General features: G+C 28.6%; 35 protein-coding genes and 2 pseudogenes. 5 read left to right on the forward strand and 32 right to left on the reverse strand.

Annotation, left to right across the window (positions count from 1 at the left end; translation table 11 throughout):
• Together DU473_RS01840 and DU473_RS01845 are read right to left on the reverse strand one after the other, a co-directional pair.
• Positions 1 to 528, reverse strand: a complete 528-nt coding sequence (locus DU473_RS01840) for a YagU family protein (protein ID WP_131186434.1) — start codon at positions 526 to 528, stop codon at positions 1 to 3.
• Between the two features lie 84 nt (positions 529 to 612).
• Positions 613 to 1,845 carry an HD domain-containing protein gene (locus tag DU473_RS01845; RefSeq protein ID WP_131165622.1) on the reverse strand — a complete coding sequence of 411 codons (1,233 nt, stop codon included), beginning with the start codon at positions 1,843 to 1,845 and terminating at the stop codon, positions 613 to 615.
• Positions 1,846 to 2,042: 197 nt separating this feature from the next.
• On the opposite strand from DU473_RS01845, the pseudogene queC reads away from it, so the two are divergent.
• Together queC and DU473_RS08390 are read left to right on the forward strand one after the other, a co-directional pair.
• A pseudogene (gene queC / locus DU473_RS08385) lies at positions 2,043 to 2,714 on the forward strand (7-cyano-7-deazaguanine synthase QueC); the annotation flags it as partial.
• A 114-nt stretch (positions 2,715 to 2,828) separates the two neighbouring features.
• Positions 2,829 to 3,143, forward strand: a complete 315-nt coding sequence (locus DU473_RS08390; protein WP_243830578.1) for a GNAT family N-acetyltransferase — start codon at positions 2,829 to 2,831, stop codon at positions 3,141 to 3,143.
• A 26-nt stretch (positions 3,144 to 3,169) separates the two neighbouring features.
• Here DU473_RS08390 and dsbI read toward each other — a convergent pair whose 3' ends face one another.
• The 5 genes and pseudogenes from dsbI to DU473_RS01870 all read right to left on the reverse strand — a co-directional run bounded on the left by dsbI (position 3,170) and on the right by DU473_RS01870 (position 7,600).
• The gene (gene dsbI, locus DU473_RS01855) at positions 3,170 to 4,687 is read right to left on the reverse strand and encodes a disulfide bond formation protein DsbI (RefSeq protein ID WP_131186435.1); all 1,518 of its coding nucleotides are present in this window, start codon (positions 4,685 to 4,687) and stop codon (positions 3,170 to 3,172) included.
• A 12-nt stretch (positions 4,688 to 4,699) separates the two neighbouring features.
• A complete protein-coding gene (dba, locus tag DU473_RS01860; protein ID WP_131163253.1) occupies positions 4,700 to 4,867 on the reverse strand; it encodes a disulfide bond formation protein Dba in 168 nt (55 codons plus the stop codon).
• A 41-nt stretch (positions 4,868 to 4,908) separates the two neighbouring features.
• Positions 4,909 to 5,451, reverse strand: a complete 543-nt coding sequence (locus DU473_RS08575; RefSeq protein WP_424944991.1) for a methyl-accepting chemotaxis protein — start codon at positions 5,449 to 5,451, stop codon at positions 4,909 to 4,911.
• 594 nt (positions 5,452 to 6,045) lie between these two features.
• Positions 6,046 to 6,705 (reverse strand): annotated as a pseudogene (locus DU473_RS08580) (DAHL domain-containing protein); the annotation flags it as partial.
• The gene (locus tag DU473_RS01870) at positions 6,689 to 7,600 is read right to left on the reverse strand and encodes a cytochrome-c peroxidase (protein ID WP_131186437.1); all 912 of its coding nucleotides are present in this window, start codon (positions 7,598 to 7,600) and stop codon (positions 6,689 to 6,691) included. The pseudogene DU473_RS08580 and the gene DU473_RS01870, both read right to left, overlap by 17 nt.
• A gap of 215 nt (positions 7,601 to 7,815) precedes the next feature.
• On the opposite strand from DU473_RS01870, the gene DU473_RS01875 reads away from it, so the two are divergent.
• From DU473_RS01875 to rnhB, 3 genes are all read left to right on the forward strand, one after another.
• Complete coding sequence (locus DU473_RS01875) at positions 7,816 to 8,463, forward strand: ferritin family protein (protein ID WP_131163250.1); 648 nt, start codon at positions 7,816 to 7,818, stop codon at positions 8,461 to 8,463.
• A 7-nt stretch (positions 8,464 to 8,470) separates the two neighbouring features.
• Positions 8,471 to 8,710, forward strand: a complete 240-nt coding sequence (locus DU473_RS01880; RefSeq protein ID WP_131163249.1) for a ComEA family DNA-binding protein — start codon at positions 8,471 to 8,473, stop codon at positions 8,708 to 8,710.
• A 131-nt stretch (positions 8,711 to 8,841) separates the two neighbouring features.
• A complete protein-coding gene (gene rnhB, locus DU473_RS01885) occupies positions 8,842 to 9,408 on the forward strand; it encodes a ribonuclease HII (RefSeq protein WP_131163248.1) in 567 nt (188 codons plus the stop codon).
• 41 nt (positions 9,409 to 9,449) lie between these two features.
• Here the strand turns inward: rnhB and secY are convergent, their stop codons facing one another.
• From secY to gyrB, 25 genes are all read right to left on the reverse strand, one after another.
• Positions 9,450 to 10,715: a preprotein translocase subunit SecY gene (gene secY / locus DU473_RS01890; protein ID WP_131163247.1), complete on the reverse strand. Its 1,266-nt coding sequence runs from the start codon at positions 10,713 to 10,715 to the stop codon at positions 9,450 to 9,452.
• Positions 10,715 to 11,107, reverse strand: a complete 393-nt coding sequence (gene rplO / locus DU473_RS01895) for a 50S ribosomal protein L15 (RefSeq protein ID WP_131163246.1) — start codon at positions 11,105 to 11,107, stop codon at positions 10,715 to 10,717. Before rplO ends, secY begins: the two co-directional genes overlap by 1 nt.
• 4 nt (positions 11,108 to 11,111) lie before the next feature.
• Positions 11,112 to 11,555 (reverse strand): 30S ribosomal protein S5, encoded by a 444-nt coding sequence (gene rpsE / locus DU473_RS01900; protein WP_131163245.1) that lies wholly within the window; start codon positions 11,553 to 11,555, stop codon positions 11,112 to 11,114.
• 15 nt (positions 11,556 to 11,570) lie between these two features.
• The gene (gene rplR / locus DU473_RS01905; RefSeq protein ID WP_131163244.1) at positions 11,571 to 11,927 is read right to left on the reverse strand and encodes a 50S ribosomal protein L18; all 357 of its coding nucleotides are present in this window, start codon (positions 11,925 to 11,927) and stop codon (positions 11,571 to 11,573) included.
• A 9-nt stretch (positions 11,928 to 11,936) separates the two neighbouring features.
• Positions 11,937 to 12,473, reverse strand: a complete 537-nt coding sequence (gene rplF, locus DU473_RS01910; protein ID WP_131163243.1) for a 50S ribosomal protein L6 — start codon at positions 12,471 to 12,473, stop codon at positions 11,937 to 11,939.
• A 73-nt stretch (positions 12,474 to 12,546) separates the two neighbouring features.
• Positions 12,547 to 12,942, reverse strand: coding sequence for a 30S ribosomal protein S8 (gene rpsH, locus DU473_RS01915; protein WP_131163242.1), 396 nt, complete (start codon positions 12,940 to 12,942; stop codon positions 12,547 to 12,549).
• 9 nt (positions 12,943 to 12,951) lie between these two features.
• On the reverse strand, positions 12,952 to 13,137 hold the full coding sequence (locus DU473_RS01920; RefSeq protein WP_131163241.1) for a type Z 30S ribosomal protein S14: 186 nt from the start codon (positions 13,135 to 13,137) through the stop codon (positions 12,952 to 12,954).
• A 2-nt stretch (positions 13,138 to 13,139) separates the two neighbouring features.
• Positions 13,140 to 13,685 (reverse strand): 50S ribosomal protein L5, encoded by a 546-nt coding sequence (gene rplE / locus DU473_RS01925; RefSeq protein WP_131163240.1) that lies wholly within the window; start codon positions 13,683 to 13,685, stop codon positions 13,140 to 13,142.
• 5 nt (positions 13,686 to 13,690) lie between these two features.
• Positions 13,691 to 13,924: a 50S ribosomal protein L24 gene (gene rplX, locus DU473_RS01930; protein WP_131163239.1), complete on the reverse strand. Its 234-nt coding sequence runs from the start codon at positions 13,922 to 13,924 to the stop codon at positions 13,691 to 13,693.
• Positions 13,924 to 14,292 (reverse strand): 50S ribosomal protein L14, encoded by a 369-nt coding sequence (gene rplN, locus DU473_RS01935; protein ID WP_131163238.1) that lies wholly within the window; start codon positions 14,290 to 14,292, stop codon positions 13,924 to 13,926. The genes rplX and rplN overlap by 1 nt, the downstream gene beginning before the upstream one ends.
• A 2-nt stretch (positions 14,293 to 14,294) precedes the next feature.
• On the reverse strand, positions 14,295 to 14,543 hold the full coding sequence (gene rpsQ, locus DU473_RS01940) for a 30S ribosomal protein S17 (protein WP_131163237.1): 249 nt from the start codon (positions 14,541 to 14,543) through the stop codon (positions 14,295 to 14,297).
• A 3-nt stretch (positions 14,544 to 14,546) separates the two neighbouring features.
• The gene (gene rpmC / locus DU473_RS01945; RefSeq protein ID WP_131165627.1) at positions 14,547 to 14,738 is read right to left on the reverse strand and encodes a 50S ribosomal protein L29; all 192 of its coding nucleotides are present in this window, start codon (positions 14,736 to 14,738) and stop codon (positions 14,547 to 14,549) included.
• Complete coding sequence (rplP, locus tag DU473_RS01950; RefSeq protein WP_131163235.1) at positions 14,725 to 15,150, reverse strand: 50S ribosomal protein L16; 426 nt, start codon at positions 15,148 to 15,150, stop codon at positions 14,725 to 14,727. Before rplP ends, rpmC begins: the two co-directional genes overlap by 14 nt.
• Positions 15,150 to 15,851 carry a 30S ribosomal protein S3 gene (rpsC, locus tag DU473_RS01955; RefSeq protein ID WP_131163234.1) on the reverse strand — a complete coding sequence of 234 codons (702 nt, stop codon included), beginning with the start codon at positions 15,849 to 15,851 and terminating at the stop codon, positions 15,150 to 15,152. The genes rplP and rpsC overlap by 1 nt, the downstream gene beginning before the upstream one ends.
• Positions 15,852 to 16,229 carry a 50S ribosomal protein L22 gene (gene rplV, locus DU473_RS01960; RefSeq protein WP_131163233.1) on the reverse strand — a complete coding sequence of 126 codons (378 nt, stop codon included), beginning with the start codon at positions 16,227 to 16,229 and terminating at the stop codon, positions 15,852 to 15,854.
• Positions 16,230 to 16,239: 10 nt separating this feature from the next.
• A complete protein-coding gene (gene rpsS / locus DU473_RS01965) occupies positions 16,240 to 16,521 on the reverse strand; it encodes a 30S ribosomal protein S19 (RefSeq protein WP_131163232.1) in 282 nt (93 codons plus the stop codon).
• Between the two features lies 1 nt (position 16,522).
• Entirely contained in the window at positions 16,523 to 17,353 is an 831-nt protein-coding gene (rplB, locus tag DU473_RS01970) for a 50S ribosomal protein L2 (protein WP_131163231.1), read from the reverse strand.
• Positions 17,354 to 17,355: 2 nt separating this feature from the next.
• Positions 17,356 to 17,637 carry a 50S ribosomal protein L23 gene (locus DU473_RS01975; RefSeq protein ID WP_131163230.1) on the reverse strand — a complete coding sequence of 94 codons (282 nt, stop codon included), beginning with the start codon at positions 17,635 to 17,637 and terminating at the stop codon, positions 17,356 to 17,358.
• Positions 17,638 to 17,639: 2 nt separating this feature from the next.
• Entirely contained in the window at positions 17,640 to 18,254 is a 615-nt protein-coding gene (rplD, locus tag DU473_RS01980) for a 50S ribosomal protein L4 (protein ID WP_131163229.1), read from the reverse strand.
• Complete coding sequence (gene rplC, locus DU473_RS01985) at positions 18,251 to 18,826, reverse strand: 50S ribosomal protein L3 (RefSeq protein ID WP_131163228.1); 576 nt, start codon at positions 18,824 to 18,826, stop codon at positions 18,251 to 18,253. Before rplC ends, rplD begins: the two co-directional genes overlap by 4 nt.
• Positions 18,827 to 18,836: 10 nt before the next feature.
• A complete protein-coding gene (rpsJ, locus tag DU473_RS01990; protein WP_131163227.1) occupies positions 18,837 to 19,148 on the reverse strand; it encodes a 30S ribosomal protein S10 in 312 nt (103 codons plus the stop codon).
• Between the two features lie 415 nt (positions 19,149 to 19,563).
• Positions 19,564 to 19,950, reverse strand: coding sequence for a preQ(1) synthase (queF, locus tag DU473_RS01995; RefSeq protein ID WP_131163226.1), 387 nt, complete (start codon positions 19,948 to 19,950; stop codon positions 19,564 to 19,566).
• Positions 19,947 to 21,674 (reverse strand): DUF262 domain-containing protein, encoded by a 1,728-nt coding sequence (locus DU473_RS02000; RefSeq protein ID WP_131163225.1) that lies wholly within the window; start codon positions 21,672 to 21,674, stop codon positions 19,947 to 19,949. The genes queF and DU473_RS02000 overlap by 4 nt, the downstream gene beginning before the upstream one ends.
• 35 nt (positions 21,675 to 21,709) lie before the next feature.
• Entirely contained in the window at positions 21,710 to 22,243 is a 534-nt protein-coding gene (locus DU473_RS02005) for an adenylate kinase (RefSeq protein ID WP_131163224.1), read from the reverse strand.
• Between the two features lie 90 nt (positions 22,244 to 22,333).
• Complete coding sequence (gene gyrB / locus DU473_RS02010; protein ID WP_131163223.1) at positions 22,334 to 24,652, reverse strand: DNA topoisomerase (ATP-hydrolyzing) subunit B; 2,319 nt, start codon at positions 24,650 to 24,652, stop codon at positions 22,334 to 22,336.
• Positions 24,653 to 24,657 lie beyond the last annotated feature (5 nt).

Here is a 24,657-nt window from a genome sequence, read left to right on the forward strand (position 1 = left end):
TTATTCTATTTCCCTAGTAATACGATTTCTAATATCTCTACGAACTATTTCTATACTCCAAAGCCAAACTATATGACCAAATAATTCAGAAATATGCTCATCTAAAGGAATTTGTGAAAGCGGTGGAACTTCAGCTATCAAAGGCATAACTATAACATGAGCAAAAAGATAGACAAAAAAACCAAAAACAGCGCCTTGCCACATTTTAATGCGAGGATAATACTCTGCTATCATACAATAAGCTATAGCAAATACAACAGAAAATCCTATATGCACAATAAAAATTGAAAGAGGTAGCTCAACTCCAGAAAAAACATAAGTTAGATCTGTTGGCAAACCAAGTTGTTCTAAAAAAATCTTAGGAGGAGTAGTTCTTTCCAAAGAATCTAAAGGCCAAGGAAAATTCGGATTTCTAGGAGGAAAAGGAACTTCCCATCCCCACTTAACTATAGCACCAAAAACTCCAGCTAAAATCCCTATAAAAAAAGATAAAACAACATGTTTTTGCGTCAAGTTATCAACTTTCATTTTTACCCCTTAATGAAATTTTTGAATAATTTAATATATTTTTATTTAAAATATATTAAATTCCAATTTATTATGTTTAATAACTTAAATATTTAAACTAAAATATTGTTTAAATTCCTCGCAAATTGTTAAAAAATTTACTCCATCTATAGATTTATTTTGCTTAAAAAAATCAAACATATCTTTAAATCCATCTTCTAATTCTTTAGATCGAACTCCATAGCTAATAGAAAGCCCTGCTTCTATAAAGGCTGCTAATTTATCACAATGCTTTAAAGCTTTACCATCAATAGCTCCAAATTCATCTTGATTAAAAGAAGCCAAACTTCCACTGCAAAGCTCAACTATTTTATTTTTATAGGTGCGATTTTCAAATTCATTCTTTACAAAAGCTCCCTCATTATCTCTTCCTTCTCTTATACCTAAAATATAAGCAAATTCAGCTCTTAAATTTTCAGGAATTAAAGGCAAAATCCTTTCATTGATAAGTTTCATTTCATAATCATTGATAATAGTATGAAGTCCATCTACTCCATATTTAACAGGGCTTATAATATCTCTTGTTAAACTTTCTGGCAAATCGTGAAATAAAGCACAATAAAAATTATTTTCAAGTCTTTTATTGCAAGCTTTTATTTCCAAAGAATAAAAATATCCCAAAATAGCCACTACAAGCATATGACCCAAAACAGCAGTTTCTGGAATTCTAGGAGTTTGAGCCCAACGTTTTTGAAAACGAAGTCTGCCACTTAGCTCAATGATTTTAGCAATTTTTTGATTTAAGGCAATTTTTCTAACTCCTATAAGCTCATAATAATCCTCTAATTCTTCTTCAACTTTATTTTTAATTTCTTCTATATCATTTAAAAAAGATGAGGTTTGATAAACTATATTAAACTCCCATTTTGTTGCAAAATAAGATGCTGCTTTTAAAATCAACTTTTCCTTAGGATAAGAATTGGTCTTTAAATATTCTTCAAAACGCTTTAAAAATTCTCCATTTTCAATATGTCCTATCATAGGTTCGATCTTATTTAAAACCCATTTATTCATCTCATCTTTTTTTTGTCTTAATATTTCATGATAAACATCTGGGCGTATATCAGTCACCACAACACGACTTAAAAATTCAAATATTCCACCCTCAATAATAACTCTCATATTAACATCTTGCTCCATTTTGGCAATAAAATAAGCAATAATAAATTTATGCGCTTGTTTATCAAGTTCAACTAAATTTGTCATTCTTGGATAATCATTCCATCTGCTAATTGATGCAGCTTTAAAAATATGTTCTATTAAATTTATACTAATCATTCATATCCTTTCATTTTTTAAAGCGATTTTATCATTTTCTTATTTGAAAAACATTATTTAAATCAAAAATAGCATTTTTTATATCTATTATCAACTTAAACGCCAATAATAATTAAATCAAAAATTATAATTAGTATATAATTTAATCTATGATTTTACACACAAGTACACAATATTTTTTAATTAAAAGGATATAAATGGATAAAAAAGCACTTTGCATCATAAGTGGAGGAATGGATAGCACTGTATGTGCTTATTTGGCAAAAGAACAAGGTTTTAAGGTTGTAGCCTTACATTTTGATTACAATCAACGCACGCAAAATAAAGAAAGAGAATGTTTTAAACAAATTTGTAAAAATTTAGGAGTGGAAAAATCCTATATTTTAGATACTTCTTTTATAAAGGATATAGGAGGCAATGCCTTAACTGATACAAATTTAACTATACCTAAAAATGAACTTCACTTAAACAATACTTCACCTATTACCTATGTACCGTTTAGAAATGGAATTTTTTTAAGTATAGCAGGTTCTTTGGCAGAAAAAGAAAAATGTGAAGCCATTTTTATCGGGGTAATTGAAGAGGATAATAGCGGATACCCAGATTGCACAACCGAGTTTATAAAAAAGGCACAAGAATTTATTAATGAAGGAACAAGTAAAAATTATAAAGTCGAAATTATAACCCCTTTAATTAACCTAAAAAAAGAACAAATCATCTCTTTGGCTTTGAAAAAAAATATTCCTTTGGAATTAACTTGGTCTTGTTATGAAAGCGAAAATGAAGCTTGCGGGGAATGCGATAGTTGTTTGCTTCGTTTAAAAGGCTTTAATAATGCTAATCTTGAAGATAAAATCCCTTATTCAAATAAAATAAAACATTTAAAAAAACTAGATGAAAATGAAAGAAAATCTCTGCTTGAAATTTGGGAAAAAAGTGTTTTAGCCACTCATCATTTTTTAGATGAAAAAAATTTTAATATCATAAAAGATTATCTAAAAAATGCTGATTTAACAGAACTTCAATTTTTATTCTATTATAAAAATAAAAAATTAGTAGGTTTTTTAGGGTTTCATGATGATATTATAGAAATGCTTTTTATTGATCCTCAATATTTTCGCCAAAAATGTGGAGAAAAACTTATAAAAAAAGCTTTAAATGATTTTAATATCCAAAGAGTTGAGGTCAATAAAGACAATTTAAATGCTATAAAATTTTATAAAAAAATGGGATTTAAGGGCAACAAAGAATATGTTGATGATTTTGGCTATACATTAATAAAATTAGAACTAGAATAATTAAACCCTATAAAACTAGGGTTTAATCAATTTAAAATATAAAGTTTATTTTCATTATTTTGATAAGAAAGAATATTTATCAATCCATCTTTAAAAAAAATACTTCTTGCATTTGTAATAGTTTCTGGATAAGAAATAACTTTTATTACTTCTTCTTTTACTGGATCGATAACTGCAATAACATTATGATTTTTACTTAATGCATAAATTAAACCATCTTTATAAGTCATTGAAGTTACATAAAGATCGCCTAGAGTTTTTCCCTCTTTAAGATCAGCTTTTGGTGTAAATTCTCCAGATAATACACGATCTTTTAAAGAAAATTTAGAGATTACAAAGGTTTTTGCATCTTTGTTGTTTGGAGTTGTTGCAAGATAAAAATAATTATTATCTACAGTCATACTTGCCACGTGATTAAATTTGGATCTCACGGTATCTAATCTTCCACGTCCTAAACCTTCTCCTTGACCTTCAAAATTATTTGCACCTTTTATAAAATCAGCATATTGTAAAGCATCATCAGCATTAGGATTTTTCTTAAATCTTAAAAAAGATTTATTTGAACCCATAAGAATAAATTTATCATTCATATAAGGGATAATACCTATGATAGGATCTATAGTAGCTGAAAAATAAGGATCCAATTCAAAACTTTCTTTGATTTTAAAACTATCATCAAGGAAAGCCACATCCCATTTAGAGCTTGCCACAAATTCATTATTAATATAATCAAGCGTATTAATTGGTTTGTCAAATGCTATTGTTTCTTCTTTTGCAATTTTAAGCTCACTATCAATTTTTGAAAATGGAGAATTATTAACATCATTATCAAATTTAATGCCAAGTTTTTCACTTGCAGGAGCAAAAGCATAATCAGGTGCTTTAACATCACGTTTTCCTAGAAAAGATATATTTTGCCATAAACCATTCCAACTATTTGTGCTCCAAATAATATACTTTGGATTTAAAGTAAATCTTACTGGATCGCCTTGTCCTACATATGGAGGAATTCCAGTGCTTACAAAAGCTTGAAAAACATTTGAAGCCACAATTAAAGCACTGATAAATACAGCAGCAAAGCTAAATTTAGTAAATTTTCTAATTTTTTCTCCATTTAGTTCTTTTTCAAAAGCACCAAATTTAGGAGCAAAAGCAAAAATCACACCTAGTAACAATACAACAGCCCAAAATATAACTTCAGCCCAAAAATAAGTATGGATACCAAAAACAGCTAAACCAAAACCTTGATCCAAGTCGCGATGAGCATGATTTCCATAATGAGCAAAAGATTGATAAAGACCAACAGCTGTCATAATTAAAAGAGCGGCTAAATATTTACCTTTTATACCATAACGAACAATAAAAAGAGCCATTACTCCTATGAAAATCATAGCCTCTCTTTGACCCCAACAAAGAACACAAGGACTATCACCTAACATATAACCAAAAACTAAATTCGCAATTCCAACGGGCAAAAGTATAATTAAAAAACCCGCTAAACACATTAAAGTATAAAAATTTCTTGTTTTATTAATTTCGTTCATTTTAGCCCTTCTTTATAAATTCATTATCGTTAAAAGCGCACCGGTTTTGTGACCAACATAGAAAAAAACCATCATTAACCAAGCTACCATTACTAAAGTAAAAGCAAGTTTTTCTTTTTCTGGCTTTTTAATTATTAATATTAAAGCAATTAAGACCAATAAAAGCTCTAAAAACTCCATAATATTCTCCTTATTTAAAAATTAAAGTATTTTAGTACCAATTACTTAAAACTTCCTAATTTTTCAGAAAGTTTCGAAGCACCATCTAATACATCTTCTGAAATAGTATTTATTTCTATAGAAAGCTCTTTAACCGAATTAGCAAGTTCACTCACTTTATCAATATTTCCCCCTAAGTGTAACATTTTATCTTTTATTTCAGCACTTTTATCTTTCATTGTTTGGGCTGATTGTTTACTTGATTCTAGTTTATACATAGAATTTACAAGTTCATGTTGTAAATCATTTGTTTTAAGAGAAGTTTCTTTCATAGACTCATGGATAGTATCCATTAAAGACTTATTATCATTAATTTGTTGCACTATCATTTGCACAGTCGTATTGATATTAACCAAAGATTTGCTTGTTTTATCAGCTAGTTGTCTTACCTCATCAGCAACAACAGCAAAACCTTTTCCATGTTCTCCTGCACGAGCAGCCTCAATAGCCGCATTTAAAGCTAAAAGATTGGTTTGATCTGCAATATCTCTTATAGAGCTTGTAATAGAAATAATATTATCAGCAGTTTGAGTTAAATAATCCATATTTTTAACAATATTTTGTTCTTTTTCATTACTTTCATTTATCAAATTTACAAGATCTGATAAAGTAGATTCTACTCTATTCATTAATGTGCTCATATCTTGCATATTGGTAATACTTTCTTGGGCAAGATCATGGGCCAACTCAATATGATTATCCAAAGCCTTTGTTATATTTCTTACACTTTGAATTTGTTCATTTTGAGAATTTGAACTTTCCTCTAACAAACTTACATTATTTTTAAGTAATTTTGAATTTTTATAGGACATTTCTGCACTATGAATTGCTTCAAGAACAGAATTTTCAACGGTAGCGATGAAAGTATTAATATAACCTGCACTTTTGCCTAATTCACTTTTTGAACTAATATCCAATCTTGCTTTTAAGTTTGCTTCATTTCCTGCAAGATTAGCACTTAGTTTTTCCAAAATAGAAATAGGAATAACAACTTTTTTTAATGTTACTAGCACAAATAAACCAAGTAAAATAATAGTAACAAAAACTATACCTAAAGCAAAGTAAAGACTATTGAGTCTAGCATCTGCTAATTTTTTATTAACTGTATTTTTAAAATCTATAATTTTTGCTTCTAAAGTATTTTCTAAATACATTGAAGAATTTATTTGCATAATATAAATTTGATCAACAATCATTTGAAAATGTTTTAAAAATAAATCAAGTTCTTCATTTTTTATATTTATAGCTTTTAAATTATTGATATATTTTCTAAGAACATCTAAAGTAGTTTTTTCCAAAATGCTCTGTGTTGCCAAAACTGTTAAAATTTCATTTGTGTTTTTAAGAATTTTAGGCACTTCAGCATGATCTTTTAATCCATTATCTAAATACTCTGTTAATATATTTTTATTTAACTCATAAAGATAATTTTTTGAATTAATAGCAATAGAATTTGCAGATTTAAATTTTTCTAATTGCTCTACTTTAGATTTAAAAATATCAGTAATTTCTGACACATCTATTGAAAGATTGTGTAAATTAATTAATGAGTTTTCAAATTCCTTGACCAAAATTACACTTGAATCGTAATTAACAAAATTAAATCTTTTTTCAAAAGTTTGATTCATCTTAGAATCCAAAATCTCTAATCCATTTAATAAATTTGTAACCTGCTCATTTCTTTTAGAATTTAAATGATTGCTAAAAATAACAAATAACAATGCCAAAACAAAAACAAAAACAATAGTAGCTAAGAAAATAAACTGATATAAAAAAGAACTTTTATTTGATCTGGTCATTATATTCTCCTGTTAAGCTTTCCAAAAAAGCTACAATATCATCAACAGTTTTTTGATCTAAAAACTTTCCAAGCTGATAATAAGCCATAAATTGGACACAAGCATCTAAAGTAGGAATAGATCCATCGTGATAATACGGAGCCGTTTTAGCAATGTTTCTTAAGCTTGGAACTTTAAATACCATCTTATCTTCAGGGTTTTTAGTTATCTCATATCTTCCTAAAACTTCTTGATTAGGATAATCTTCAAAAACTCCAATTTTTTGATACATATTGCCCCCAATATTTTTTCCTTGATGACAAGCTATACAACCATTATTTTTAAACGCTTCATATCCTCTTTTTGCTTTTTGTGATATAGCAGTAGCATCACCTTGCAAATATCTATCAAAAGGCGAATTTAAAGTAACCAATGTCTTTTCAAACTCTGCTATAGCATCCATTATATTATCTATATTAATTTCTCCATAAATTTTTTTAAAATCATTAATATATGCAGCATTTGCATTAACTTTTTGGATAAGTTCACTATCTGATTCTAATCCCATTTCTATAGGATTAAAAAATGGTACTTTTGCTTGCTCTTTTAAATCCTTAGCCCTACCATTCCAAAACTGAACAAAATTAAATACTGAATTAAACGTTGTAGGAGTATTAAAAGGTTTATCAAGCTGTCCTTTAACTCCAGTTGAAAATTCTTTATTATCAACTCCAAAATTATCGGTTCTATGACAAGTATTGCAGGAAACAGTTCCATCCTTTGATAAACTTGTATCATTATAAAGCTTTTTGCCTAGAATAGCCTTTTCTTTATTATAAGGAACTTCAGATATAGGGGTTATCATATCATCAGCATAAAGTATTGAAATAAATATTAAAAATATTAATTTTTTCATTTAAAAAATAGTCTCTCTTTCTTGTTAGCAAAATTAAATTTCTAACATGTTATTAATTTTAATATAAAAAATAAATAATTTTAAAATTAAAAATGAATATTTTATAATAATAAAATTATAAATATATTAATAAATAATAAAAATTATTAATTGACAAAAGAATTTTTTTGTTATAAAATCATAAAGATTAATAATATATAAATAAAGGATAAACAATGAGACAATACGAAACTTACAAATGCAATAAATGTGGCAACGAAGTTGAAGTTCAAAATGTTGGCGGAGGTAAATTAGTTTGTTGCAATGAAGAAATGCAGTGTATAACAAAAGATTTAACTGCGGTTAATCTAATGAAAGCTTTTGCAGGCGAATCAATGGCTAGGAATAAATATGATCTATTTGCTGATATAGCACAAGAAGAGGGTTGGCACGCAATAGCAAAACATTTTAGAGAAGCGGCAGAAAATGAAAAATGGCATGCAAGAGCTGAATTTAAAGCTTATCATGAAATCGTTGATGGAAAACCTTTAGAAGTTACAACAAAAAATTTAATTAGTGCTGCAGAAGGCGAAAATTATGAACATAGCATTATGTATCCAAATTTTGCAAAAATTGCAGAAGATGAAGGTAAAAAAGCGATCGCAAGATTATTTACAGCTATTGGAAAAGTAGAAATTGAACATGAAAGAGAATATCTAGCTCTTAAAAAAATGCTAGAAGAGGAAGAATTCTTTAATAGCGAAGTAGAAGAACTCTGGGTTTGTGAAGTATGTGGGCATATTCACCGTGGAAAAAAAGCTCCTGCTGCTTGTCCTTTATGCAAAGCTCCAATGGAGTATTTTAAAAGAGAATTTTTAGGATAATTTAAAAATGAAAAAGATTGTATTTTTATTATTTATTTTTTTAGGTGTGCTATTTGCTAAAATTAATATCAATACAGCAAGTATTGAAGAGTTAAAAACCCTTAATGGCATAGGAGAAGCAAAAGCTAAAGCCATCATAGCTTATAGAAAAGAACAAAATTTCACCAGCATAGAAGAAATAAAAAAAGTAAATGGCATAGGAGAAAAAATATTTCAAAATATTAAAGATTCTATTAGCGTTAATTAATTAAAAACCCTCATAAGGGTTTTTAATTTAATCGATATAAACACAATTTGCTTCTAAAAAATCTTAGAAATTTTTCATGATAAAATTCAATACTAAAGAAAATAAAATTAAAAGTTTATTACAATATACTTATGAATTTATTTGCAGAGAATGAAATTATAATAAGCAAAAATTTAATAGGCATAGATGAAGCTGGACGCGGGGCTTTGGCAGGTCCAATGCTTTTATCAGCTTGCAAGCTTCACAAAGATATAACAGGGCTTTGCGATTCTAAAAAATTAAATGAAAAAAAGAGAGAAGAACTTTATACGCAAATCATTAAAAATTCAAGCTATTTAATACTTAGTTTTTCTTCTGATCAAATTGATACTTTAGGACTTAGCACTTGTTTAAAAAAAGGTTTAAGCATCATAAAACAACACTTTAACAAAGACAATGATTTTTTATATGATGGCAATACAAATTATGGTATAAGTGGCATAAGAACTCTTATTAAAGCAGATTCTAAAATTCCTCAAGTAAGTGCAGCTAGTATACTTGCAAAAGTAAATAAAGACAGAATAATGAATTTTTTAGCTAAAGAATTCCCACAATATCATTTTGAAAAAAATAAAGCTTATGGCACAAAAATGCATAAAGAATTAATTACTAAATTTGGACCTTGCAAACTTCATCGTAAAAGTTTTAAACTCGTATAATTTTGTATTTAAAAATTTATAGACAAAGAAATTTTCTTTGTCTATAAACCTACCGCACTAAGAGTTTGGTATTTATTCATATAAATTTGAGCTTCAATTTTTCTCATTGTATCAAGAGCGACTTGAACAACAATTAAAACAGAAGTACCTCCGAAATTAAACGGTACTCCCATAAATTTAACCAAAACCCAAGGTAATGTAGCTATAAGTCCAAGATATATAGAACCTGATAAGGTAAGCCTTGAAGCAATTTCATTTAAATAATTTGCCGTTCCTTCTCCAGGTCTAATTCCTGGTATAAACCCTCCTTGTTTTTTAAGATTCTCTGCTATATCTTTAGAATTAAATACTATAGAAGAATAAAAATAAGCAAAGAAAATAACAAAAAAGAAAGTTAAAATATGAAATATATAACCATTTGGATTTAAAAAATCATTAATAGCTTGCAAATAAGAATTTGTACTTGATTGCAAAATTGTGGCTGGAAACATCAAAATCGCACTTGCAAAAATAGGAGGTATAACACCGCTTAAATTTAATTTGATAGGAATGTAATTCATAATGCGTTTATTTTGATTTTGCATTACAACTTTACGAGAATAAGAAATTGGAATACGACGCTCTCCTAATTCTACATAAATGATAATACCTATAGTTAAAAGTATAAGAACAAATATAGCAAATGCGCTTAAGAAATTCATTTCACCCGAGTTGATTTGACCTACAGTATTTTCTATAGCTCTTGGAATAGCTGAAACAATTCCAGCAAAGATAATTAAAGAAATACCATTGCCAACACCTTTTTGTGTGATTTGTTCTCCTATCCACATTAAAAGCATTGTTCCAGCAAGCATAGATATAGCACAAAGAGCTATAAAAGTATTTGTATCTTCTAATATAATAGCATTAACGCCTCCGCGTCCATGTAAACTTTGTAAACCTATAGCTACACCTATACTTTGAACTAAAGTTATAAAAATAGTTGCATAACGAATAATTTGCATATACTTTTGCATACCATCACGTTCTTTTTTCATTTTTCCGATATTTGGAAAAGTAGCAGCTAAAAGTTCCATAATAATAGAAGCTGTAATATAAGGCATAATTCCTAAAGAAATAATAGAAAATCGTTCAGCTGCTCCTCCGCTAAAAACATTAAACAAACCCAAGGCATTATTTTGATTATTATTAAAAAATTCTGCAATTACATCAGCATTGACGCCAGGAACAGCCACATAAGCTAAAACCCTATAGGCGAATAAAAACGCTAAGGTAATTAAAATTTTATTCGTCAATGCTTTATTCATTATTTTATTCCACTAATACTTATATTTTGATCTTTCACTTTAGAAGCTAAATCTTTAGCACTCTTTCCAATTAATTTGATTTTTTTAACAGCTTTTGAAATTTTATGTATGCTTTTAATACTTTCAAAGCTAATTTCATTTAATTCTTTAATAGCCACAATTTTTTCAACATTAATTTCATAAGGCTTTTCTACTCTAGAAGTAAAACCTACTTTTGGTAATCTTCTTTGGAGTGGTTGTTGTCCTCCTTCAAAACCTCTTTTCTCGTTATATCCTTTTCTTGCAGTTTGGCCTTTGCCTCCTTTAGTAGAAGTTTTACCCATACCAGAGCCTTGACCACGTCCAATTCTTTTAGTTTTATGCGTTGAACCCGCTGCTTTTGTCAAATTCATCTTCTTATCCTTTTAGCATTGTTAAAGCTTTAATTGTAGCACGAACTACATTTGCAGAATTATTTGAACCTAAAGATTTAGTTAAAATATCTTTAATACCTGCAAGTTCCACGATAGGACGTGTTGAACCACCTGCAATAACTCCTGTTCCTTCACTTGCTGGTCTAAGCAAAATTCTACTTGCATTATATTTAACTTCTACATCATGAGCGATAGTAGAACCTTTAGTTTTTACTTCAACCATATTTTTAAAGGCATCATCAACAGCTTTACGAATAGCATCAGGAACTTCTTTAGCTTTTCCATAACCTACGCCTACTAGACCTTTACGATTTCCTACTATAACTAAAGCAGTAAATCTAAATCTTCTACCACCTTTAACAACTTTAGTAACCCTGCCGATATCGACGATTACTTCTTCAAATTCTTCTCTATTATATTTTTCCATCGATCCTCCTTTGGGTTATAGCTTAATGCCATTTTCTCTTAAAGACTCAGCTAAAGCTGCAATTACACCATGATAAACATAACCATTTCTATCAAAAATGCCTTGTTCAATTTTTTTAGCTTTTAGAATTTTTGCAAATTCAGCAGCTATTTTTTTAGCACCTTCTTTATTTGCTTTTACATTCATCTTGCGTCCATCAATTGCTGCCAAAGTTACAGCTTTAACATCATCAATAGCTTGTATATATAGGGTTTTATTTGATTTAAAAACAGAAATTCTAGGTAAAACTTCAGTTCCAGAAATTCTTGCTCTAATTCTTTTTTTTCTTTTAATTCTTAAAGAAATTTTTCTTTTTAATATATTTACTCTCATACCCTATCCTTACTTCTTAGATGTTTTACCAGCTTTACGGATAATGCGTTCATCAGAATATTTAACGCCTTTACCCTTATATGGTTCTGGTGGTCTAAACTCACGAATTTGAGCAGCAACTTGTCCAACAACTTGCTTATCACTTCCTTTTACAATGATATTATTTTTATCTACTACGATTTCAATACCTTCAGGAATATCATAATTAATAGGATGTGAAAAGCCAAGAACTAATTCTAATACTTTTCCTTTTAATGCTGCTTTATAACCAACACCATTGATTTCAAGAGTTTTTGAGAAACCTTGAGTAATCCCTACAATCACATTATAAGCAAGCGCTCTATAAGTTCCCCAGTAAGCTCTACTTTGTCTGTCTTCACCCTTTGGAGAAAAAATAATTTGTTTATCTTTAATTTCAACATTAACATTAGCTTTTGTATCAAGCTCTTTTGTTAAATTTCCTTTTTTAAATTTTAAAAAATTTCCTTCTATTGTAACTTCTACCCCATCTGGAATAGAAATCGGTTGTTTACCTATACGAGACATATTTTTCCTTTTTATTTGTCTAGGATATTTCTACTTTTTAAAGAATGGATACCCAATGCCATAAAAAGTAAGATTACCAAATGGTACATAAAATTTCGCCACCTACTCCAGCTTTAAAAGCTTCATCGTTTGGCAAAACACCTTTACTTGTGCTAACTACTATAGTTCCATAACCATTCTTGAAACGTTTAATTTCATCTTTACCTTTATAAACACGACGACCTGGTTTAGAAACTCTTTTAATTTCATTTATAACACTTTGTCCCTTTTCGTCGTATTTTAAAACTACGTTAACAAATTTCTTTTTATCTTCTTCAATAATATTGAAACTTTCAATATAACCTTTTGTCTGAAAAATACTCACTAAAGCTTCTATAACATTAGAATGTAAAAGCTTAGTAGTTTCAAGCTTTCTCATACTTGCATTTCTAATACGAGTAAGTGAATCTGAAATTATATCATTGATCATTATCTTTCCTTACCAACTTGCTTTTTTAAGACCTGGAATTAAACCTTCATTGCCCATCTTTCTTAGACAAACTCTACAAATTCCAAAATCTCTATAAACTGAATGAGGACGCCCACAAACTTGACATCTTGTATATCCACGAACCTTAAATTTAGGTTTACGTGCTGCTTTAGCAATCATTGATTTTTTAGCCATCTTTATCTTCCTTTTGCAAATGGCACACCTATAAGCTCTAATAATTTATGTGCCTCTTTATCATTTTGTGCTGTTGTAACAATAGCAATATTCATCCCGTGAGTTCTTAAAATTTTATCATACTCAACTTCTGGGAACATCAATTGCTCATCAAGACCAAAATTATAATTTCCACGTCCATCAAAGCCATCTTTACTTAAACCTCTAAAATCCTTTACTCTTGGTAAAGCAATAGAAATAAGTTTATCTAAAAAAGCATACATATTGTCTTTTCTTAAAGTTACCATAACACCTACAGGAAAACCTTCACGTACTTTAAAACCAGCAACAGATTTTTTTGCTTTAGTTATAACAGCTTTTTGTCCAGCAATTAAAGAAATAGTATCTGCAATATTTTGCAATACTTTTTGATCTTTAGCTAACTCTCCTGCTCCAACACTAATAACGATTTTTTCAATACTAGGTATAAGCATAGGATTTTTGATATCAAATTCTTTAACTAAAGCAGCTTTTATGTTTTGATCATATTTTTCTTTTAATCTCATCATAAATTCTACCCCTCAATCTTTGCTACATTAGAGATATCCATAGGCATTTCTTTATTAATAAAACCACCATTTGGATTTTTCTCAGTTGGCTTTACAGCTTTTTTAGCTATTTTGCAACCTTCAACAATTACTTGAGATTTTTTTGGAAAAACTGCTAACACTTTTCCTGTTTTACCTTTATCATCTCCTGTAATGATTTTTACATTATCACCTTTTTTAATTTTAAATTTAACCGCCATTATAATACCTCCGGTGCTAGTGAAACAATCTTCATAAAGCCACCATATCTAACTTCTCTTCCTACTGGTCCAAAAATACGTGTTCCAATAGGTTCTCTCTTACTATCAAGTATTACAGCAGCATTTTCATCAAAACGAATTAAAGATCCATTCTCTCTATGAATTTCTTTTTTAGTACGAACGATAACCGCCTTAACAACTTGACCTTTTTTAACCTTACCATTTGGCAAAGCTTTTTTTACAGATGCAACAATCACATCGCCTACTGTAGCATATCTTCTTTTGCTACCACCTAAAACCTTAATACACATAAGCTCTTTTGCACCGCTATTATCAGCAACTGCAAGTCTTGTAAAACTTTGAATCATTATTAAACTCCTGTAGCTAATACAGATTTTAAACGAAATGATTTTCTTTTAGAAAGAGGTCTGCATTCTACAGCTACAACAACATCTCCCACTTTAACTTCATTTCTTTCATCATGAATTAAATATTTTTTAAATCGTTTAACAATTTTTCTATATCTTGGATGAACAACTTTTCTTTCAACCAAAACACTTACTGTTTTATCCCCAGCAATCTTAACAACACTACCTTGAATTTCTCTTTTAAATGCCATATTCTATCCTTGTTTTAAAACGCTAATTGCTGTACTTATTCTAGCAATATCTTTTTTAACTTGTCTAATCTCGTTTGGATTAGTAAGTTGCATAGTTTTTAGCTTTTGTCTTAAAGTGAATAAAAGCACCTTTTTTTCTTTTAGCATTGTTGCAAGCTCGGCTGCATTTTTATCTTTAATCTCAGTATATTTCATTTTGGCTCTCTCTTGTAACAAACTTAGTTTTAAAAGGTAATTTATGCATAGCTAATGTTAAAGCTTTCCTTGCCATTTCTTCATTAACTCCAGCCATTTCATAAATAATACGACCTGGCTTAATATTCATTACCCATTCTTCAACTCCACCTTTACCTTTACCCATACGTGTTTCCAAAGGCTTTTTGGTTAAAGGTTTATCAGGAAAAACTCTAATCCAAGTTTTACCTTGTCTTTTAACAAAACGAGTTAAAGCTATACGTGCAGCTTCAATTTGACGTGAATTAATACGACCTGCTTCAGTAGCTTTTAATGCAAACTCACCAAAAGTAAATTCTGTTCCTCTGCAAGCATAACCTCTGTTACGCCCTTTCATCATTTTACGATATTTCGTTCTTTTTGGCATTAACATTACTTACTCCTTCTTCGTCTTGTTGTTTTTTTAGCTGGAGCATTTTCTTCTGTTTTTTCAGGTTGCATACCCTTTTGTAGTACTTCTCCTTTAAAGATCCATACTTTAACACCTATATTTCCATAAGTAGTTCTAGCTTCTGCAAAACCATAATCGATTTTTGCTCTTAAAGTATGAAGTGGTACACGACCTTCTAAATACCATTCTGTTCTCGCCATTTCAGCTCCACCTAAACGACCCGAAACAGAAACTTTAATCCCTTTAGCTCCTGCTTTTTGCGCTCCTTGAATAACTTTTTTCATTGCTCTTCTAAAAGCTACTCTTTTTTCTAATTGAGTTGCAACGCTTTCTGCTGCAAGTTGAGCTGAAGCTCCTGCTTTTCTTTCTTCTTTAATATTGATATTAACATCTTTACCAATTAAATTTTGAAGATCCTTTCTTAAAACATCAACATCACTACCTTTTTTACCGATGATTATGCCTGGTCTTGCTGCTACAACAGTTACGCGCAATCTTTTAGCTGTTCTTTCAACTAAAATTTGACTAATTCCTGCATAATAAAGTTTTCTTTTTAGAAAAGTTCTAATTTTGTAATCTTCACCAATATTTTCAACCAAACTTGTTTTACTAGGAAACCATCTTGATTCCCAATTTCTATTAATTCCTAATCTTAAACCAATTGGATTTACTTTTTGTCCCATTTAGCTTTCCTTCTTTGCTGTTGCTTTTTTAGTGCTTTTATTATTTTTTACTTCTGCTTTTTCTATTTTAGCAACTTCTACTAAAATATGAGAAGTAGGTTTTCTAATACGACTTGCACTTCCTCTAGCACGTGGTCTAAATCTTTTAAGAACAGAACCTGCATCAACACGGCAACTTTTAATGACAACTTCATTAGCTTCAAAACCACCATTAGCTACTGCACTTGAAATAGCATTAGCAATATATTTAGCACCTTTATTTGGCATAAATTTTAAACTTGCCATTGCAAGTTCAGCATTCATCCCTTGAACTTCTCTTGCAATAAGTCTTGCCTTAGTCGGAGACAATCTTATGAATTTAATTAAAGCTTTACTCATATCTTATCCCTTACTTACCTATTTTCTTTTGAACAGAGCCTTTATGGCCTTTAAATGTTCTTGTTGGTGCAAATTCGCCAAGTTTGTAACCTATATGATTTTCTGTAATATAAACAGGAATAAAACTTTTGCCATTATGAACATTAAAAGTTAAGCCAATCATATCAGGAATAATTGTACTTCTTCTTGACCAAGTTTTAATAGGTTTATTATCATTATTTTTTTTTGCAGCGATGACTTTTTTCATCACATGATCATCTACAAAAGGACCTTTTTTTAACGATCTAGCCATCTTATTTTCCTTTTCTTCTTGAAATTATTAATTTATCACTTGCTTTTTTACGACGTGTTTTTGCACCTTTAGTAGGTTTACCCCAAGGAGTTACAGGATGACGCCCTGAATTTTTCTTACCTTCTCCCCCTCCGTGTGGGTGATCAACTGGGTTCATAGCAGAACCTCTGGTTTGAGGACGAATTCCTCTATAGCGATTGCGACCTGCTTTACCTATTGTAATATTAGCCCAATCTTCATTTCCAACCTCACCAATACTTGCCATACATTCAGCTAAAACTTGTCTCATTTCACCACTAGCAAGTCTTAAAATAACATATTTTTCTTCTTTACCCATAAGTTGAGCATATGCCCCTGCTGAACGTATCATTTGAGCACCTTTACCTGGTTTTAGCTCTATATTATGAACTATAGTTCCAATAGGAATATTTTTAAGCTTCATTGCATTACCTGGTTTTATATCAAGTCCGCTTTCTGCTGAAGCTACTACATCTCCAACATTTAAACCTTTTGGTTGGATTATATATCTTTTTTCTCCATCTTTATAAGAAATTAAAGCAATTCTACAATTTCTATAAGGATCATATTCTATAGCTTCAACCTTACCTTCTATACCAAATTTACGACGTTTGAAATCTATAATTCTATAAAGTTTTTTAGCTCCAGCTTGTTTATGACGGCTTGTAATTCTTCCATAACTATTACGACCCGAATGAGATTTAAGTTTTACAAGTAAAGATCTTACACTTGGTTTTGCTGTAATATCTTCAGAACTTAAACCTGTCATATATCTTCTACTTGGAGTATATGGTTTATAAGTTTTAATTGCCATTTTTAAGCCTCCATATTTTCTAAGCTAACACCTTCAGGTAGCTTCACATAGAATTTTTTATAATCGTTTCTTTGTCCTGTACGACCTCTAAAACGTTTCACTTTTCCATTAGTTCTTAAAGAATTAATACTTTGTGCATTTACGCCAAAATATTCTTTCAATATTACTTTTAAACTTGTTTTAGTCATTCTTGTTGAAGTTTGAATAACTACGACACCATTTTCTTGCAAATTCAAACTTTTTTCTGTATAAAGTATAGTTTTAATATCTGTAATATCTGCCATAATTATCCTTCTTTTGTAATTGAATCTAATGCTGATTTTTCAAAAATAACTGCATTAAAAACAGCTACAAGATATGCGTTAACTTCATTAATATCAACAACATAGCAATTTGATAAATTTCTATAAGCTAAAAGTGTTTTTTCATCTAACATATCTTTAACAATTAAAGCATCTTTAAGCCCTAATTTTTTAATAACAGCATTAGCATCTTTAGTTTTACCACTTTCTATAGTTAATGAAGGAACTACAAAAAGAGAATTTTTTGAAGCTTTTTCTTCTAAAGCTCTCTCAAGAGCTAATCTTTTTTGCTTTTTATTAACTTTTTGAAAATAATTTCTATTGTTAGTAGGACCAAAAGCTACAGCACCTCCTACCCAAACATTTGTTCTTGTAGAACCAGCTCTTGCTCCACCTCTTCCTTTTTGTCTCCAAGGTTTTTTACCACCACCACTTACGTCACTTCTACCTTTTGTATGAGCAGTATTTGCTCTAAGACTAGCAAGATAAGATTTTACATATAAATAAAGATTGTGTGGATTTACTTCTGCATATTTTGCAGGAAGATCTAATTCTCCAGCTCTATCAAATTTTTCATCTAAAATAGTTATTTTACTCATTTTGCAATCCTTATTTTACCCATAGCACCATTATATCCTGGCACTGCACCTTTAACAACTAAAATTTTATTTTGTGCATCATAGGATACAACTTCGTTTTTAACGCTAACCTTTTCATTTCCATAATGTCCAGCCATTTTCATTCCTGGTTGAACACGACCTGGCCATTCTCTATTACCAATTGATCCGTGGCGTCTGTGAAATCTACTTCCGTGAGATGCTGGACCACCACCAAAATTATGTCTTTTAACAACACCGCTATAACCACGTCCTTTAGAATTAAAACTTACTTTTAAAATTTTTGCTTCATTTAAAGGAGTTTCATCTAAATCACCTATTTCTGTATTTGCTACTTCTAAAGTTGCAAAGCGGTTAAATTCAGCCGAAAGATTATATTTTTTTTGCTGACCTTTTATACATTTATTACTTCTTTTACCTTTAGGATAAGCAACTAATGCTTTGCCATTATCAATTTCACAAACTTTAGCATTTACAACTTTTAATAAAGTTACAGCAATGCTAGGACTTGTGATAGTTCTACTCATACCTATTTTTTCTACAATATATTCCATATTCTATCCTTTATTTACCCATAGCTCTAACTTCAACATTAACTTCTGGAGCTAAATCAAGCTTAGTTAAAGAATCAACTGTATCAGGAGTAGCAGCCACTATATCTAATAAACGTGCATGAATTCTTATTTCAAACTGTTCACGAGAATCTTTATTGATATGTGGGGATTTTAAAACTGTATATCGTTTAATTTTAGTAGGTAATGGTACTGGACCTCTAATATCTGCACCTGTTCTTTTAACAGCTTCTACAATCGCTGCAACTGTTCTGTCTAGGACTCTGTGGTCATAAGCTTTAAGCTTAAGCCTAATTCTTTCCATAATTTTTCCTTTTTAAAAGAACTCGTTAGTTTAAAAACTAACTAAAAATAAAACGAAAGTATAATAAATTCATATTTTGCTTGTCAAGAGAATTTATAAAAATATTTAATTTTTTTCCTTATAAAAAGGATAAAAATTAAACTTATTACTTTTTTCTAAGATTTAAATTATTTTAATTTATAAAAATACTTTTAATCTAAAAATTTTAATTTAATAAATCAAACTAAATTTTTATATCATTTTTTCATTGTATAAAATATTTTTGTATTAATCATATAATTGCATAAGTCATTGGATTTTTTGTGTTACTTCTAGTCTTTTAATATAATTTGCGCTCTATCAAAATAGAAATTTAAAATTTCTTAATATCAAAATCCAATATCTATTGCTTTTTATATTAATATATTTTTAATCCTCACTTTGGCACGACCATATCACTACGACATTCTATGATAGTATGGACATTACCACGTGGGTTAAAATCCCCTACAACTTTAATCCATTTTGGTTTTAATTTATCTTTTAAAGTATTATAAATTTCGTTGATACTTGCTTCATGAGAAATATTTTTATACATAAAAGAATTAATATATAATTTTATAGCTTTAAGCTCAACTACTAATTTATCTGGGATATATTCAAAATAAATTGTCGCAAAATCAGGATATCCACTTCTAGGGCAACAGCACATAAATTCAGGCAAAGTAATCTTAATCACATAATCATTTTTAGCATCATTTGGCCAAAGCTCTAAGTGTTTATCTACATCAAATTCTTTAATCTCTTTTTCACCATATCTCATTTAAACTCCTTTGTAAAAATATCAATATTCCAAATTTCAAAAAAATCTTTTATAAGCTCTTGTGTTCGATTTTTAATCTCTTCTTTATTCCAAACCTTTTTGGTAATTAATTCTTTATTTATTAATAAATCAGCATTTTTGTTAATATAATTTTTTACTTTTTTATTTCCATTAAGTTTAATTTGCCAAGAATTATTTTTAATAGAAGTGTTAAGCTTACCTTTTAATAAAGTCATATTTCCTATTTGATAAATAAGCTCATTAGCTTCATCCTCATTTTTTATAACATCATTCCAATGATCTTTCCATTTTTGTGGACATAAATGTTCTAAAGTATAAACAAATTGAAGTCCTGTTTTATCTTTATAGTCTTTATTCTTATACTCTCTAAAAAGTTCTATCCAAAAAAGAATAAATTTTGCATCTTTATTTTCAATATAATTTAGCCATTTCTCTAATTCCTTAGTAGAAATTTCTGAAAAATATTCTTTATAAATTTCATTTTGAAGTTTTTTAAAATATTGGTTAAAATCTATATTTTTTAGCTTGTTAATAATTCTCACAAAAAATTTATTATAGTCTTTTGTATTAAAATTACACATAATCAATATTTCTAATAAATATAAACATTCTTTATAAATCTTATCTTCATTTTTTAATTTATATTTTAAAAATAATACTAAAGGCAAAATCGATGAATTAAAACCATAAAAACTTATAAGATGAAAAAATCTTTTTTCGTACTCTTCATAATAAAATATAGTTTCTTTATGAAGTTCTGGAAATTCCTTATATAAAGTTGCATATTGTGCTAAATCTTTTAAAAGTTCTATTATTTTATCTTCTTCAAAATTTTTTATATATTCCTTATATAAGGAACTCAACATACTTAAATTGTGTTTATTTACATCAAATATATTTTTTATAATTGCAAAAGCTTGAAGTAAAATTTCACTTTGTGTTCTTTTTAATCTACCCGTTTCAATCTCTTTCATCCAAAAATTTTGTATTTTTTCATCTTTTTCAAAAATATCTTGCCAATATTTTTTATAATTTTCGCTAGCTTTATTTTCATCTGAAATTTTAATAAATCTATCAAATAAAGCATTTTTTACAATATCTGTAGCACTCAATCGTTCACCAGTTGAATTAATAGAATCAAATATTTTTTGCTCATCTTCATTAGCATTTAAACAAACAATAACCCATAATTTGCTATCTATAATAAACTTTATAAATTCAAATATATCAATCTCTTGCTTTAAATTTTCTATCTCTTTTTTAAAATAATTAAAACAACCAAAAATTCCTTTTTCTGCCTTAGAATCGTTTTTTTCATCTTTTAAAACTTTTTCATATTTTTCTTTATCCAATCTTGAGTGATTGATTTTTGGCTTATCATCAGTATATTTTTCAAATAAATAATCTTTAAAATGCTGTTTTTTACTATTTTCTAAATAATCATACAAAACTTTAATTAAAATAGAGAAAGTAGTAAGTCTTTGTTGTCCATCGATAATTAATGAGTAATTTTCTGTTCCTTGATGTCTTTTTAAAATAATTGATCCTAAAAAATGTTCTTTTTTTTCAATAAAACTATTTTTTAAATCAAATAATAACTGCTCCCAGTGCTTTTCTTCCCATACATAAGCTCTTTGAAAAAAGGGAATAATAACTTTATTTTCATTTCTTATAAAATCAAAACTATTTTCCCTAGCTTCCATAAAATCTCCTTTAAATTTATAAAATTATACAAAAACTAACTAAAAAATTTTAAAGCTTTTTGAAATTCTAATTCATAATTTTCTTTAAATTCTAAAAAATTGCATTGGTATTTTAAGCACTCTTTTTTTAAATTTAAATGATCTTTTATTAAATCATTTAAATTTAATTTTTCAGTGAACAGCCTCCTTTCTATCACATTTTGTTTTTCATAAATCAGCTCATAATTTTTCACTATATATTCTTTAGAAAAAAGCAAATTTAAATGTTTTATTTTATTTTTAAATTCTTTTATTAAAAGATCAATGTACTTAGGATAAAGATAAATTCCTTCCAAAATAAGATTTTGATCATTTTCTAAATGTGTTTGTAAAATACTTTTAACAATAGGATATAAAAATTTAGCGATTTTTATATCTTCATTTACTTCAAAAGGCCTAGAGTTAAGTCCTTTTAAAAGCCCCATTTTTAAATGATCTAAGCTTATATAAGGATAGTGATGAATTTCTAATAATTTTTGTGCAAGTAGAGTTTTTCCTGTATGAGACTCTCCTGCTATTAAAAAGATCATTAAATGATTGCCTTTTAAATTATAATTAGGAAAAACCTTTGGTAGAATTTTTCCTATCACTTTATATATTAATTTATATCAAATCAATTCTCACACATCTAAATGCTTAACATCCTTAGCATGTGCTTGGATATAATCTCTTCTTGGTTCTACATCATCACCCATAAAGAGATTAAAGGTATCATCAGCACTTTGTGCATCTTCGATAGTAATTTTAAGAAGTCTTCTAGCACTTGGATCCATAGTTGTTTCCCAAAGTTGTTCAGGATTCATTTCACCTAAACCTTTATAGCGATAAATATCTGATCCTTTTTTGGCATTGTTTTCTACTTCTTCTAAAATATCTAAAATATCTTTTTCAAAGTTCAAATCTCTTTCTTTAATCTTATCAAAGATAAAATTTGCTTCAACATATAAAGGATGAGTAAATAAATCATCATTGATTAAAAGTTCTTCAAGTCCATTTTCAGTTTGAACAAAAATGCGAATTTCATTTTCATTGATATAAGAATTTAAGATATTATAATTTAATTTTTCAAGATAAACTTTTATAATATTAAAAAGTTCTTCATTTGAATTTTTAATTAAATCTGGATTTTCAATTAAATATCTAATCACTGAAATGATATTAAATCTTTTTTCAAGTTCTCTAAGAACAGAACGGTAAGCTGAAACAATTTTTAAAAAGTCTTTTAAATCATTAAGTCCTATACCTTGATAATTAGAATTTTCTATGCCCATTTCAATTAAAAAATCATTTAATGCTTTCTCATCTTTTAAATAAATTTCTTTTTTCTTTTGTCCTCTTTTTTCATAACGATATAAAGGAGGCTGAGCTAAATAAATATGTCCATTTACAATTAAATCTTTCATAAAACGAAAGAAAAAGGTTAAAAGTAAAGTTTGTATATGAGATCCATCTACATCAGCATCTGTCATAATGATAATTTTATGATATCTAAGTTTTGAGATATCAAAATCTTCTCCTATACCACAACCAAAAGCAGTGATCATATTTTGAATTTGTTCTGATTTTAAAATTTTATCAAGTCTTGATTTTTCAACATTTAAAATTTTACCTCTTAAAGGTAAAATCGCTTGAAAAGATCTTTCTCTGCCTTGTTTTGCAGAACCTCCAGCAGAGTCTCCTTCTACAAGATAAATTTCACTTTCACTTGGATCTTTGCTTTGACAATCAGCTAATTTTCCAGGTAAAGTTCCTACACTTAAACTTTCTTTTTTACGGGTTAGTTCTCTTGCTTTTTTAGCTGCCTCTCTACCACGTGCTGCCATTAAAGCCTTATTCATTATAGCTTTTGCTTCTATGGGATTTTCTTCAAAATATTTAGTTAAATACTCAAAAGAAGCTTTTGAAACTATAGGACGCACATAAGTTGAACCTAATTTTCCTTTAGTTTGTCCTTCAAATTGTGGTTCAGGAACTTTAACACTTACTATAGCTATAAGTCCTTCACGTATATCCTCACCAGTGATTTTACTATCTTTTTCTCTGGTACTTGCATTAGCTTCTATATAATTACTTATCACACGGGTTAAACCCATTCTAAAACCTGCTTCGTGAGTTCCACCATCTGGAGTTTTAATATTATTTACAAAAGAAAGTAAATTTTCACTATAAGTATCATTATAAAGTAAAGCTACCTCAACATTTACATCTTCTTCATCAACACTAAAAAAGATTGGTTTAGTTAAAGCTTCTTTTTTATTTAAATCTGTAACAAATTGAGATATCCCACCTTCAAAATGAAAACTTTCGTGTTTTCTTATACGATTATCTTTAAAATTTATAGTAATTTTTGGATTTAAATATGCAAGTTCTCGAAATCTTTTAGCTAAAATTTCATAATCAAATTCTGTTACTTCAAAAATTTTATCATCAGGCCAAAATTCTATAGTTGTTCCTGTTTTTTTACTTTTTCCTATAACACCAAATTCACTAATAACTTTACCTTCTGAAAATTCTTGACGATAAATTTCTCCATTTCTTTCAACTGTAGCTATAAGTTTTTTAGAAAGAGCATTTACAACAGAAACTCCAACACCATGTAGACCACCTGAAACTTTGTAAGTATCTTTGTCAAATTTTCCTCCTGCGTGAAGAACAGTTAAAACAACGGTTAAAGTTGGTATATTTTCAGTTGGATGTATATCAACAGGAATTCCTCTACCATTATCACTTACTATACAACTTCCTTCTGTTGTAATTTCAATGTCAATAGTATCACAATGTCCTGCCATAGCTTCATCAATAGAATTATCCACTACTTCATAAATCATATGATGAAGTCCGCCTATATTAGTATCTCCTATATACATACCAGGACGTTTTCTAACAGCTTCTAGGCCTTTTAAAACTTTAATATTACTTGCACCATAATTTTCTTGCATATTTT

Source organism: Campylobacter novaezeelandiae, from assembly GCF_004323845.1.
GTDB classification, from domain to species: Bacteria; Campylobacterota; Campylobacteria; order Campylobacterales; family Campylobacteraceae; genus Campylobacter_D; species Campylobacter_D novaezeelandiae.